The sequence below is a fragment of the Phycisphaerae bacterium genome, assembly GCA_019636475.1.
Taxonomy (GTDB): domain Bacteria; phylum Planctomycetota; class Phycisphaerae; order UBA1845; family UTPLA1; genus JADJRI01.
Genome location: JAHBXN010000007.1, coordinates 137,925 through 151,880 on the forward strand (window position 1 = coordinate 137,925; position 13,956 = coordinate 151,880).

13 protein-coding genes are annotated in these 13,956 nt (G+C 58.4%); 1 reads left to right on the forward strand and 12 read right to left on the reverse strand.

Annotation, left to right across the window (positions count from 1 at the left end; translation table 11 throughout):
* Nucleotides 1-55: 55 nt before the first annotated feature.
* Nucleotides 56-526: a nucleoside-diphosphate kinase gene (ndk, locus tag KF841_12625; GenBank protein MBX3396200.1), complete on the forward strand. Its 471-nt coding sequence runs from the start codon at nt 56-58 to the stop codon at nt 524-526.
* Nucleotides 527-661: 135 nt separating this feature from the next.
* Here ndk and KF841_12630 read toward each other — a convergent pair whose 3' ends face one another.
* The 12 genes from KF841_12630 to KF841_12685 all read right to left on the reverse strand — a co-directional run bounded on the left by KF841_12630 (nt 662) and on the right by KF841_12685 (nt 13,917).
* Nucleotides 662-1,099, reverse strand: coding sequence for a hypothetical protein (locus KF841_12630; protein ID MBX3396201.1), 438 nt, complete (start codon nt 1,097-1,099; stop codon nt 662-664).
* A gap of 8 nt (nt 1,100-1,107) precedes the next feature.
* Nucleotides 1,108-2,790 (reverse strand): NADH-quinone oxidoreductase subunit N, encoded by a 1,683-nt coding sequence (locus tag KF841_12635; GenBank protein ID MBX3396202.1) that lies wholly within the window; start codon nt 2,788-2,790, stop codon nt 1,108-1,110.
* A 7-nt stretch (nt 2,791-2,797) separates the two neighbouring features.
* Complete coding sequence (locus tag KF841_12640) at nt 2,798-4,381, reverse strand: NADH-quinone oxidoreductase subunit M (GenBank protein MBX3396203.1); 1,584 nt, start codon at nt 4,379-4,381, stop codon at nt 2,798-2,800.
* Between the two features lie 96 nt (nt 4,382-4,477).
* Complete coding sequence (locus tag KF841_12645; protein ID MBX3396204.1) at nt 4,478-6,982, reverse strand: NADH-quinone oxidoreductase subunit L; 2,505 nt, start codon at nt 6,980-6,982, stop codon at nt 4,478-4,480.
* A gap of 55 nt (nt 6,983-7,037) precedes the next feature.
* A complete protein-coding gene (nuoK, locus tag KF841_12650) occupies nt 7,038-7,349 on the reverse strand; it encodes an NADH-quinone oxidoreductase subunit NuoK (GenBank protein ID MBX3396205.1) in 312 nt (103 codons plus the stop codon).
* 7 nt (nt 7,350-7,356) lie between these two features.
* Complete coding sequence (locus tag KF841_12655) at nt 7,357-7,851, reverse strand: NADH-quinone oxidoreductase subunit J (protein ID MBX3396206.1); 495 nt, start codon at nt 7,849-7,851, stop codon at nt 7,357-7,359.
* Between the two features lie 251 nt (nt 7,852-8,102).
* On the reverse strand, nt 8,103-9,899 hold the full coding sequence (gene nuoH, locus KF841_12660) for an NADH-quinone oxidoreductase subunit NuoH (protein MBX3396207.1): 1,797 nt from the start codon (nt 9,897-9,899) through the stop codon (nt 8,103-8,105).
* 393 nt (nt 9,900-10,292) lie between these two features.
* Entirely contained in the window at nt 10,293-10,460 is a 168-nt protein-coding gene (locus KF841_12665) for a hypothetical protein (protein ID MBX3396208.1), read from the reverse strand.
* Nucleotides 10,461-10,556: 96 nt separating this feature from the next.
* Entirely contained in the window at nt 10,557-11,018 is a 462-nt protein-coding gene (locus KF841_12670) for a hypothetical protein (GenBank protein ID MBX3396209.1), read from the reverse strand.
* Nucleotides 10,996-12,042: a ThiF family adenylyltransferase gene (locus KF841_12675; GenBank protein ID MBX3396210.1), complete on the reverse strand. Its 1,047-nt coding sequence runs from the start codon at nt 12,040-12,042 to the stop codon at nt 10,996-10,998. The genes KF841_12670 and KF841_12675 overlap by 23 nt, the downstream gene beginning before the upstream one ends.
* Nucleotides 12,043-12,057: 15 nt before the next feature.
* Nucleotides 12,058-12,642, reverse strand: coding sequence for a hypothetical protein (locus tag KF841_12680; protein ID MBX3396211.1), 585 nt, complete (start codon nt 12,640-12,642; stop codon nt 12,058-12,060).
* 60 nt (nt 12,643-12,702) lie between these two features.
* Nucleotides 12,703-13,917 (reverse strand): rhomboid family intramembrane serine protease, encoded by a 1,215-nt coding sequence (locus KF841_12685; GenBank protein MBX3396212.1) that lies wholly within the window; start codon nt 13,915-13,917, stop codon nt 12,703-12,705.
* Nucleotides 13,918-13,956: the final 39 nt, after the last annotated feature.

Consider the following 13,956-nt stretch of genomic DNA (forward strand, 5'->3'; position numbering starts at 1 on the left):
TTATCAGGACGTCACCACACGATCCATCCATTCCAAACAAGAAGGACAAAGTACCGTGGAAAACACCCTTATCATTCTCAAACCCGACGCCCTCCAGCGCGGCGTGGCCGGACGAATCATCACCCGCTTCGAGGAGAAGGGCTTTCAGATTCTTGCATTGAAGGCCATGCAGATCTCCAGGGAACTCGCGGAGAGACACTACGGCGTCCACAAGTCCAAACCATTTTACCCGCGACTTCTGCAGTACATCACGAGCAGCCCGGTCGTCGTCCTCGTCTTGCGCGCGAACAATGCCATTGCAGTTGCACGAAAAATGATGGGCGCCACATTCGGCAGCAATGCCGAGCCAGGCACCATCCGCGGCGACTTCGGCCTGTCAAACAGCTTCAATCTCATCCACGGATCCGACTCGCCCGAGGCCGCCGCATTCGAGATTGGACTGTACTTCAAGCCTGACGAATTGCTCGAATATCCCCGCGCGGTTGAGAAGTGGGTTTACGACTACAGCGGCGACAAGCCGGAATAGTCCACGTCCGCGACAATCAATTCACGAAAATCGCAAGTCAGCGCCGCGACCTGGTATTCGGCGCTTCCACGGCAGGTGCGCGCGCCGGGACGGGCCGCTGTTGGGGCGGAGCCGGCGTCCGCATTCGGTGAAATTTCAGGAGGCTTTCGCGGGCTGAAGGCCCTGAAGTTTTTCCAGCGCGGAAAGATTCCGACGATAGTTCTGCTGGATTGTGGAAATCAGCGCGTCCGCATCGCGATTGCCGCTGGTGCCCGCAGCCGATTCGTACACCGAAATCAGGCGGCGCAGATCGGCGAGCACCTCAGGCATCAGGTGGGACAATCTGACGTAGTGCATTCCACCCGTCACCGTCGAGTAACGAGGGGGAATCGGCGCTCCGCGCAGATTCAGGATCATCTCAGATAGTTCGCGCCGATGCTGCTGAGCGTCTCGAAGCAAACGCGAAATCTGACTCCGGTCGTCGGCCGTCAACATGCTCACATACGGATCGACCTGCTCCAGTCGCGAAATGACACTCTCATACTCCGCAAGGAGCAGCCTGTTGAGCACGTTCACGGATTGATCGTTTGCCATACCAAAAATTACCGCAATTGAGCCGCGGCGGATCGAGCTGACGACTGTCCCGCCGTTTCCTCCTGCACGCCCGCGGACTCCGGTCCAGCGACCGCGACGCCGCCCGTCCGCGCGTCCCGCGTCTCCACCACCGAGTACAAATCCCGCGAGCGATTATCCGAGAATGACTTGAGCCAGCCGGCGCCCATCGTTCCCGTGTAAAGCACCAGAATTGCACAGAGGGTGACCATGGCCTGACCCGCCAGGGGTGCACGAAAGACCGGCTGTCCATCGTCCTCGAACACCATCGCCCGTGCCACCCGGGCATAGTAGTAGAGCGAGATCAGCGTGTTGAACACAGCCACGATGACAAGACTCGTCCATCCCGCGCCCCACAATGCGTAGAGCAAGTAGAGCTTCGCGATAAACCCACCCATCGGAGGCAGGCCCACAAGGCTGAACAGAAACACAACCATCATCACGGCCAAAACCGGACTGCGCCGCATGAGCCCTTTCATCGCATCGATCGACTCACTGCCGGTGGCCCAATACACCATCGCGACGACGCCGAACGCGCCGAGATTCATGATCAAATAGATGGTGATGTACCCCACCATCGCGCTGAAGCCGGGATGTGCCGCCCCCTCGGTGCGATGACCCTCATTCATCCAGACGATCGCGACGGCCATCAACATGTAGCCGGCATGTGCGATCGAACTGAATGCAAGCAGGCGCTTCATGTTTGTCTGGCGAAACGCGGACAAATTGCCGACCGTGCATGTAAGTGCCGCCATCAACGCCACCGCCATCGCCACTGCATCAAGCGTTTGCGGCGAAGCGATCTGGAATGTCAGCACGCAGATTATTCGGAGCATGAGTCCCAGCCCGGCCGCCTTGCTGGCCACACTCAGCCAGGTCGTGACTTCGATCGACGCACCCTCGAAAACGTCCGGACACCAGAAATGGAACGGAACGGCCGACACCTTGAACGCGACGCCGATCATGAATGCAAAGAGCGAAACACTCATCAGCAACGTCGGGGCGCCATCGCTCTTGATCTGTCGGCCGATGTCAGAGAGATCGAGCGTGTGATAGTTTCCGTACAGCAGCGACGCGCCGTAGATCATCATGGCGCTGGTCACCGCGCCGAACAGAACATACTTCAGCCCGGCCTCGGCCGCCGGTCGATGGTGTTTGCGGAAGGCGGCAATTGCGTACGAGGGAAGTGACGCCATTTCCACCGCCAGCACGATCATGAGCAGGTTGGTCGTGCTGACCATCATCGACATGCCGAAGGCACTGCCAATTAACAGGATGAAAAACTCGACAGCGTCATTCTTGCGGGTCACCCGATCCGACAGGCCGGAGGTCTGCCCCATCCACCACAGACCGGTCACGAGCAGCATGAAAACGCAGACGAGCAGCATGAAAAATGCGCTGAACTGGTCGGCGATGAACATCGGCATGGTACCGGGAGCAAAGCCCGCCCAGTTCGATGACGGCGACATGACATTGCGCATCGCCAACCAGGCCGTGACCGCAGCGCCAAGCCCGGCCAGCATGCCGGTCACGCGCCAGTTTCGCCCGATGCAAAGCGCGGCGATCAAAATGGCCACGATCGTCACGACAAAGCCCCAGAGCGGCCCGATGGCTCCGAGGTCGCCGGCAGAAGGCATCCAGATTTCAGCTAGAATCAGGTTCACGAACGACATGCCTCCGTCAGCCTCCGATCGCCGCGCTGGCCACCGCCTTCACCGCCGGCGATACCACGGTGATCAGATGATCGATCGTTCCGTTCATCAATTCGAAGGTGTATTTCGGCATGATCCCGAGAAAAATCGCCAGGACGGCCATCGGAAACAGGATGGCGGTTTCGCGAGCGGTCGCGTCGGGATAATGAGCGTATTCCTCACGCAGCTTGCCGAGATAAACGCGCTGGATCATCCAAAGGATGTATGCCGCCGTCAGTACGACACCGAAGGCAGCGACAACCGCCATCGGCTTGGCCCAGCCAAACGGCGCGTCAAACGTGCCCAGCAGCACCCAGATTTCCCCGATGAATCCGCAAAGCGACGGCAACCCGAGCGATGCGAAGAAGCCGAGCGTCGCCATTGATCCGTACTTCGGCATGGCGAGCCACAGTCCGCCGAAGCGATTAAGGTCGCGATGGTGGGCGCGGTCGTAGATCACGCCGACCAGGAAGAAGCACATCGGGCTGCTGATTCCGTGCGCCAACATCTGGAACATCGCCCCCTGGAAACCGACATCGGTCATGATCGCACAACCGAGAACCACGTAGCCCATGTGGCTGATCGAACTGTATGCCACGAGCCGCTTGAAGTCCGTCTGGGCCAAGCAACAGAACGCACCGTAAATGATGTTGATCACGCCAAGCATCGCGACCCAATATGCGAGATCCGCGCCCGCCTGCGGAAAAATCGGATAGCAGACACGTAGGAACCCGTACGAACCGAGCTTCAGAAGAATGCCGGCCAGGATCATGGAAATCGGGGTCGGCGCTTCAACGTGCGCGTCGGGCAACCATGTATGGAAAGGGAAGAGCGGGACCTTGATCATGAAGCCGATGAACAGCATCACAAACATGCAGATTCCGAAGTTCCATCCAAGGAATGTCGTCGCCGGGGAATTGAAGACCTGCTTGATGGCTTCGTTGTTTGCGTACTCAATCAGGTTGAAAGTGCCGATTCCGCCGAGCAGATCCGCACTCATGTAGTACATGGCAAGCAGCGCAATCAGCATCAGGACCGAGCCTGCGAGGGTGTAAATGAAGAACTTGATCGCGGCATACTCCTTCCGAGGACCGCCCCACACGCCGATCAGGAAATACATCGGCAGCAGCATGACTTCCCAGAAGATGTAGAAAAGGAAGAAATCCAGAGCACAAAACGTACCCAATACGCCGGTTTCCAGAATAAGAAACAGGGAGAAAAAGCCCTTCGGCCCCTTGTTGACATTCCAATGCTCGAAATTCCAACTGGCCCACGCCGAGAGAAACGTGATCAACGTGGTCAGAATCACGAGCGGGAACGACAAGCCGTCCATGCCGACGTGCCAGAAGATGTTGAAGCCTCCGACCTGAATCCAGGGCATTTTGCTTTCAAACTGCATCTGGCCGTAGCCGCCGCTGCCGTATTCGCCCGTCAGGAACGGACCGAACGTCATACAAGACAGAACCATGACAACAAAAGTCGTCAGCAGCGCGATCGACCGAGCCTGCTTCCCCGGCGCCAACAGCACGAGGACCGCGCCGATCAATGGGGTGAAGATAATCCAGTTGAGAATGCTCTCCATATCGAACCTCTGACTACTAGTCTTGCTCAGCTGACCGGTCGCAATGCTGTCCGGCCGATGAATCGTTTATTTTTCAAGCCGGCGATCCTATGAATTCAAGGATTCCGCCATAAAAAACGTGTGCCGGATCCTCGCCAGGCCTTCGCCAATTTCCTCCTTGAAAATCACGGCAACCAGAACCGCCGCGGCGATTCCCGCGGCGACCGTGACGTAGGTGCGAATGCGGCCGTCCTGGGGCCTGCGAATGATCGAGCCGACGTCGTAAACCGCACCGGCGATGCCATTGGCCAGCGCGTCGACTGCGCCGATGTCGGTCTTTCTCACGGCCATGTCCAGCTGCCGGCCGACGAAGATTCCAACTCCCTTTGTGAAGTAGCCGGCCATGTTCACCATGCCATCCACGATGATCTTATCGAATGCCGAACAGGCGACACCGACGACGCGGCAGCCCATGATGAGACAGGTATTGTACGCCTCGTCGATGTAGTATTTTCGCTCGACGAATGTTGCGACGATGCCGAGTGATTTCTTGACACGGGCCGCCGCCGCAAGCCCCTTCCAATAAAGCATTGCCGCGAGCCCCATGCCGATGACCCACGAAAAACCGACATACCGGGCCAGCCATGCGTGGGCGTCGTGCTCACCGCCATGGGTCAGCGTGAGCATGGTCGGCGACCTTTCGGTCGTGCCGTTTTGTGACGTCAACACGGCACTCGGCACTTCCTCGAGCGAATGGGCGTGGCCGTCGATCGCGACGACGGCGGCTGCATCGGCGCCCTTCGCCCCGGCATCCGCAATCAGCGGCCGGAACATGAAATAGCTGCAGAAAATGGTCCCGACGCCAAGCACGACGAGCGGGATGTACATCATCGGGCTTTCGTGGGCGTGGTCGTACACATGATGGTCGCGCGGCCTACCCATGAATGTCAGCCACCAGCACCGCATCATGTAGAACGGCGTCACATAGGCGATGATGATCGGACACCAGAACATCCAGGCCGGTATGTTGCGAAGCGTCGATGCGATCTCGAGCTTCTGCGGTGTTCCCGTTGCGTGATGATCGTGGTGAGCGGCGTGGGCATCCTTACCGTGCGCGGGCGCCGGCTCGGAAACCAACCGGATCGAATGTTGAACGGACGACGCGGCCGATGGGCCTGATGACGCGGCCAATCTGCTGATCTGCGGAACTTCGCGATCTGCCAGACCGGACTCGGCTGCGCCTCGATCCACCATTTCGCCGGACTCATCATTTCGAATGTTGTGATGCCGTTCGAATGACACCGCAAGGATCTCGTCCTTGCTGAAGAATCCGCCAAGGCCGATCTGCGTCCCCGGGATCCCGAAGCCGGAAATGGCAAGAACACCCAGAAAGAAAGTCCAGCAGGTGACCGGCATCTTCTTGCGCAGGCCGCCCATCCTGGTGATTTCCTGCTCATGGTGGCAGCCTTCGATCACCTGACCGGAGCCGAGGAAGAGCATGGCTTTGAAGAAGGCATGCGCCATGAGGTGAAACAGCGCGGCGATCCAGGCGCCGACACCGAGGCCGAAGATCATGTATCCGAGCTGAGACAAAGTGGAATAGGCCAGTACTTTCTTGATGTCGGTCTGGGTCAGCGCGATGAGCGCGGTCAGCACCAGCGTGATGCACCCGATGGACGCGATGAAGAACTGGGCGTCGGGCGTCAAAAGCCGGAACACACGAGCGACGAGATAAACGCCAGCGGCGACCATGGTTGCCGCATGGATGAGGGCGGACACGGGAGTGGGACCGGCCATCGCATCCGGAAGCCACACATGCAGGGGAAACTGTGCGCTTTTGCCCATTGCGCCGCAGAACAGTCCGATGCCCATCAACGTGGCCAGCAGCATCCCCGAAACCTGCCAGCCGAAGAGGTTGATGGACGCGGCGAAGATGCCGGTTCCATGAACGAACTGATCGCTGAAAGCGGCGGCCGCAGCATCAAGATCGAAGGTCTTCATGTACAGAACGACCATCGCCAGGCCGATGATGAAGCCGAAATCGCCGACGCGATTGGTAATGAACGCCTTCATCGCGGCGTCGCTCGCGTACTTTCGTTCGAAGTAGAATCCGATCAGGAGGTATGAACAGAGGCCGACGAGTTCCCAGAATATGAACAGGAAGAGCAGGCTGCTGGAAATCACGAGACCCAGCATACTAAAGCAAAACAGCGATAGATATGCGAAGAAGCGGTGGTACTTGCTCTTGCCATCGACCTCGTCGCTATGACCCGCCATGTACCCGATGGAGAAGAAATGTATCCAGAAAGCGATGAACGTCACCATGAAGTACATGATGACAGTCAGCGCATCGAGCTTGACACCTACGGTGATCGGGATTGATCCGATCCGACCCCAGTCGTATCGAAACGCGCCGTGCTCAGCCGCGAAACGAGCCGCCTCGTCCATTCCCAGCCATTGAAGCAAGACATAGGTCGACAAGCCGCAACTGAGGCCGATGGCGGCCAGCGCGACCCAGGAAGACTTGGGCTTCCCAAGCGCCGGTCCCCAGAATGCAAGAAAGGCAAAGCTGATCAGCGGGATCAGCACGCCGAGTGCCAGACACAGTTCCATCGTTTGGCTTGGTGACATATCTCGAAAATCTCAATGCACGGCGGCCGTGCTCGAGCTAATTTTTCAACTCATCGCCCCGATCCACGTCGATCGTCCGAAGGGCACTATAGAAATTCATGAATATGGCAATGGCGATGGCCGCCTCGGCCGCCGCCAACAAAATGATGAATATCGCGAATATGTGTCCGTCGGCCGCCCCGGCGGTGTACTTGCTGAAAGCAACGAGGTTGATGTTCGCCGAATTCAGCACAAGCTCGACGCCGATGAGGATTCCGATGGCATTGCGCTTGGTGGCCATGCACAAAATGCCAAGCGAAAAAACCAGCGCGGAAAGAACAAGATAGTGATTGAGTCCGATTTGGGTCATTGCCGGATTACTTCTCCGATCTCGCCAGGTAGGCCGCGCCGATCATCACGACGAGCAGCAGCACACTCGCCACCTCAAAGGGCGCGAGATAGGTTGTCAGAAGCGAATGACCGACCTCGGCGACGGTCGGCGAGGCGGCGAGGGGCGCGGTTGACGACACATTCCAGTCGGCCGTGGTGGTCAAGGTGATAAGACCGAGAGCCAGCAGCAATGCGACGATGACCGCACCGACCGTCTGAGATCGCGTGGGTTTGAAGCCGACCCAGGGCGACTGACTGGTGAGCATGACGCCGAAGACAATCAGGATGAGCGTGCCTCCCGCGTAAACAATCAACTGGATGGCCGCCAGCAGATTCGCATCGAGAAGGAAATAGAGACACCCTACGCCTCCGAGCGCTCCGAGCAGACAGACGGCCGTTCGCACGATGTTCTTCGAGACGACAATGCCGAGCGCACTACCAAGCACGAGCGCCGCGAAGATATAAAAGGCAAGAACATCCATGGCTACACGATCACTGATTCGTAACTGGTCCGGCGAATTCCATCAGGAAGCCGCACTTCACACAACGCATTGCCCGCACGCGAACGACTTCGTCGGGCTTCTTCAGTCCAGCCCAAAATGAACGCTCCGGGGGGCCGGCCCACCATTCCTGTTGCTGCCGGCTGTTTCCATGCCCTCGATCCACAATGAAGCCTTCTTCAGTTTGCGATCGGCAGATCAAGCATCGCACCGTCGATTCCACGGCCGGGACCTCACGCACCTGGAAGCTGCTGCGCCGCCATGCTGCCGACGAGCCGCCGATTGTTCTTGTAGCCGAATGCCGCGATACCAAGCATCGCGAGGGTGACCACGACACCGATCGCCACGAGTATCCAATGCAGCGCCGCATCAACCGCGACGAGCCAACCCAGTTTCAGATGCTCCACTCCCAGTATCCAGAGTGTATTCGCCAACAGCACAACCATCGTGAGCGGGAGCAGCACCTGCACGCACGCGTACAAGACCTGATCGATTCGAATTCGAGGCAGTGTCCAGCGAATCCAGAGCTGCACATAGTACAAAAATGCCGCCTTGAGCAGGAACAGAATCGGCCCTTCCTTGAGGACGCCGCGAATGACCGTGCCGATCATGTTTTCAGCAACGCCCATCTGCAGGACAAGACTCTCAACCCATGCTTCCGGCACCGGAGATTTCCAGCCGCCGAGGAAGAGAATGACGGCCAGCCCCGAGACCACGAACATCGCGACATACTCGCCGAAGAAGAACAGCGACCATCGCATTCCGCTGTACTCCGTGAGAAAGCCGGCGACCAGTTCCGACTCCGACTCCGGAAGATCGAAGGGGGCGCGTTTGCAACTCGCCAGCGCGGCGGTGTAGTAAACGAAAAACGCGATGAAGCACCAGGGGTTCGCAAAGACAAACCAGTTCCAGAACCCACCGGCCTGCATGTCAGTGATCGTCGTCAGCTGGAGCGAGCCGGCCATCATGACCGGAATGAGCAATGACATCCCCATCGGGATTTCGTAGGAGACCATCTGGCAGGCCTCGCGCATCGCGCCATAGACCGACCACTTGTTGTTGCTGGCCCAGCCGGCAAGAATCACGCCGAGCACTTCGATGCCGAGCATCGCAAGGATGAAAAGCAATGCAACATCGAGATCACGGAACACCCACGCTCCGGCAAACGGCAGCGCGATGAACGCCAGCAAAGGCGGGATAAAGACGATATAGACGGCGAGCTTGAACAGCAGCCGGTCGCCGCCGGAGGGGATGAAATCCTCCTTGAAAACAAGCTTGATACCGTCCGCCGCGGACTGCGCCCATCCGTGCCAGCCGCCAGTGCGCATCGGCCCCATTCGCGACTGAATTCGACCAGCCACTTTGCGCTCCCACCAGATACCGAACGCGGGGATGATGCTGATAAAGCCAATGATTCCCGCCAAGGCCACCACATCGCGAACCAGGACAAACTGCAACGGCCAAAGCAGGTAGGCAACAGGCGGGATGCTCAGCCGGGCAGATTCCATGAACGGAATTCCGAGCGGTGTATTCCGCATGGCCTCGTATATCTGTGAGGAACTGAGGGGATATTCGATGCCAAGAACCGGGATGGTGTGTGCCGGAGCTCCCGCGTTCGACGCAGCGGCTACCTCAACCAGCGAAAAAACGAAGGCATGCAACCAGACGATGAGGCAAACCCCAACGAGGGCGGAGAGAAAAATCACGAAGGCGACATAAGGCGCCTTGAGAATCCGCCCAATGCCTTCGTAGGAGGCGACCGCCAGGCCCGCGGCCAGAAACGTCAACCCGCCAAGGCCGGCGCCAAGACACAGAATAAAGAAGGGGATGATCTTCGCATCGGAGAGTGCATCGGGATTGAAAGGATCGATCGCAAACGAGACGTCGGCCAGACGATGCAGAAAGGTCGCGACGAGGGCAACCGCAAGACTTACGAACCCCAACCCCAGAAGGCGCGTCACGGCCTTTCTACGGTAACTTGCCAGTTTCTCGGGGCTTCGCTCGATCCAAGGCAGTGTGATCTGGCTCACTCACCAATCTCCGTGGGCTCCCGTCACCGCGAGACGAGAGGCGGCACACCGATCCTGCATATACCGAATCTGCTCAGAGACTCATTGCAGCCCGCACGTCGAAGTCGCGTCCTGTCCGCCGGCGCGGGACACCGTCGGGCATGTACTCCGCAGCGGCCTGGCATTTTGAACGCACTGAACGAGCCAATGCCGCTGAGCGGGCTACTTTTATAGCGAGTCCGTGTTGACTTGGCTAGGCCGTGAAATCGGCGATGAAATGTCGACTTTTTTTGATGAGAATGACGCGATTTGCTCTTGCGAACGGGGCGCAACGAGCCTCCGCGTATGCCGGACAGACAGTGAGGACACGGCGGCGATTCAGACGCCAGGCCCCCCTCCTCACAATACGCTCACTTACTCGACCACCGGGACGACATCGGCGACGTCGCTCGACGCGCCGCCCACGATCTCAACATCGCCGGATCGAGATTTTGCCTGGCTGGCCTCTCGCTGTCTTTCCTGAAGCTGCCGGGCCACCCAGCAGGAGGCTTCGCGTTCGGCAGCGAAGATGCGGAGGCTCACGAGACTGAACAATCCCAATACCGCCCAAGTCGTGATACCGTCCGCCGTGTCCACTGGACAACCCCCGTGAATTGCAATTGTGAATTTGCAACTGCCCTATCGGCCGAGATCCCATGAGCTTCCGGTGCGGCCGCTCTGATATGAATCATCGCTGGCCTCCAGGAGAATATTGTTTTGCTGCAGGAATTCGCTCTCTGACATGTTCAGGGTGTAGTAACCGGGCTTCTCAAGTTTGATTCGCCCGCCACCCTTGATGTTCGCCTTGAGGATATTCCACTTGCCCTTGCCGTCGGAATTGCCGATCCGCTTCCACGATCCGTCGGACTGCTGTTGAGAGATGACGACATCGTTGACCGGCCAGGTGCCCTGACGGTCGCTGATCTGCCCGAAATGATTGAATTCGACGCAGCCGGTGGATAGCAGGCCCATCGCCAGAACAACGAGGGTCCAACTCGCATACGCACGAGAGCATCGGGCACGAGGCTGGAAGAGTGTCACGCTCGCGGAGCGCGCGGAACTCCGGCTTGTGAAGGCGTCATGCCCCGATGTATCTCGCATAGATAGTTCGGCCTGCTTCGACATCGTTCACACCTTTGATGATTGCTCGCCCATCACGAAATAATGTGATTTCATATTGATCCACCTCGAAACGTAACAAGTATCGGTTCAATCGCGGTGGATTTTTGGCCGCGGATTTCAAACGTTCCGCGACTTCCTCCAGCCGGATCGAGATATCGGACGCGGGACGCACCTGGACAGCGTTTCTACCGCATAGTGTGACGGTTCTGCCGGTCTGCGTGCCGTCGAGGTACGCGAATTGGCGTTGTCGGCAGCAGGCACAGTCGCCCGCATCCAGTGCTGCCTGCATTTCAAACGCCGTGAATTCTCCAGTCCAAACGTTGAACTGGACGAGCCGGCGCACCAGCGCATCGGTCCTTCCGATCATGATTTTCATGGCTTCCATCGACTGGATGCTGGCGATGATATTGACGATCGGCGAGAGCACGCCGGCCGTATCACAGGTCGGACTGACGCCGGGAGGCGGCGGCGCATCGAAAATGCACCGCAAACAGGGCGTGGCGCCGGGTATGATCGGCATGACCATGCCCTCGGCGCTGACACATGCGCCGTATACCCACGGCAGATTTTGCTTTACGGCTGCATCGTTAATGAGGTATCGCGTCTCGAAATTGTCGGTGCCATCCAGCACGACCGTCGCGCCATTTATGAGCGACTCGATGTTGCCGGCATGTGCATCGGCGACGATCGGCTCGATCGTGATTTCAGAATTCGCGATCGCCAGTTTGCTCGCGGCCGCGACGGATTTTGGCACGCCGTTCAGGGCGTCCGATTCGTCAAAAAGCACCTGGCGTTGAAGATTGTTCAACTCCACAAAATCCCGATCGACCAAGCGCAGATAACCCACACCGGCGCGAGCGAGCGTGTTGGCAATGACGGTGCCCAGTGCTCCGCAGCCGATGAGCGTCACCCTGGCCTGGGCAAGCCGGTCCTGAGCCGCCGGCCCGAATTGTTCCTGAATAATCTGCCTTGAGTATCGTGACATTGACCTGACTCTATCCATGTATCCGACGCGTGGTCACTCCGCCTTGCGTTGATCGAGATTCGCCTTGCGCTGATCGCGATTCGCCATGCGTTGATCGCGATGCTCTTTCGCGAGCGCCGCGAGATAGCCTTCGGGTGGAGGCGGCTCGTCGGCGGATGGCAGCACACTGGATGAGATTTTGACCACCGATATTTCGTCAATCTGCACCCTTTGCGCGCGGTCCGCCACGTCGGCGGCCGCCGCACGCCAGAGCATCCAGCCGGCGCAACCGCTTCGAATCAGGCTGCCGGCGATAAGCAGGGAGAGGATGTTAATCAAGTCGAAGCCTCGTTCAAAAGCGAACCAGGTCACCACGCATGCGAAAAGAATAACCCCCGCCGTCAATGAAAAGACGGAATGAAGCAGCGGTCCCAGTCGCCGGCCAGCGGCGCACAGTCCGGCAGCAGCCAACAGCAGCAGACCACCGACTCGCAGCGTCCAGTTGTATGCGTGAATGGAAAACACATAAAACGGCCCATGATTCGTAAAGACATTGATGGCGAAGAAGAAGCCGAATACCAGCAGGACGAGGCCGTTGACTGCCGGAACATATGCGCGATCTGATGGAATTCGATTCATGTTCGGCTCCCGCAACCTCCCCGACTATGCAAGCAGGAACATCGACCCCGCCGATCGGCGCTAGGCGGTCGTGTGGCCGCGACCGAGCGCGGTGAGCACGACATCGAGCCATTGCGAGGCCTGTGCCCGCTGTTCAGGGTCGGTCAGTTTGTCCGCGGATTCCCGCAGCAGCGGCTCAGCCGTGGCATGTTGCTGCAGGTACTTCGCGTAGATGATACCGAGCATCAACTGAACGCGCGGACTCTCGGTGTCGCGCGGGTAGGTCTTCAGGTATTTCTCGTAGGCGGCGGCCGCCTGCGGGTAGCGGCTCATTGCGACAAATTGATTCGCTACGGCCAGCATCGCCTGACGTGACAGCACCTGTCCCGGATCGCGGGCAAGAAGCGCCTCATAGGCATCGGCCGCGCCAGTGTAGTCCCCGTTTGCGAGCAGTTCGATGACCCTCGAACGCATTTGAACGAGGGCCTCCTCCTCCGGTGACAGCCGCTCCGCGATCTGCTGCTCGCCTGGAACTTCCGCGACTCGCCCGTAGATCGCACGGGCTTGCGCGGCCGGATCGGCCATCATTGAGCGCATGATATGGCGTTGTCTGCCGCGTCGCACGATCGCCACGATATCGTATTGATCACGGGGCAACGCCCTGATCATCAGGAGAACGAAGCAGACCACGAAGCCAAACAGATATCCGGCGATGTGCGCCTCGTAGGCAACCTGCGAATAGGCGAATCCTCCTGACAGGCCTGGCGAGATGATGTTGTCCCAGAGGATGATTTTCACAATGATGAGAATAATGGCACGAATATGCCACGTGCCGATGTAGAACCAGAACCAATAGAACAAAGTGATCTGACTGTGCGGGAAAAGCACGAGGAAGGCCGTCGTCACGCCTGCAATGGCACCGCTGGCCCCGATACACGGATTTTGTGAAGTCAGAACGAAACCGACCCCTGCAAATACGCCCGCCGAAAGATAGAAGAGCAGGTACGGAATCTGCCCCATCTTCGAATTCACGCTGTTTCCGAAAATCCAGAGGAAAAGCATGTTGCCCAGCAGGTGCATGATGTCGCCGTGAAGAAACTGATAGGTGAAGAACTGTGACAGCTCCGGACCCACCGGATTCAAGTGATACTGGTCCTTGATCTGATCGCCGAGTCCGCTGACACCGATTACGTTTGTGATTACGAAAATGAGGACATTCAGCCCGATCAGGCCGTAATTGACATAGGGCGCACGGCGAACGGGAGAATCGGTCTTGATTGGAATTGCCAGCAGCACGCTTGCTTCCGATTGGGAGAGTGTAATGACCGGCCCATC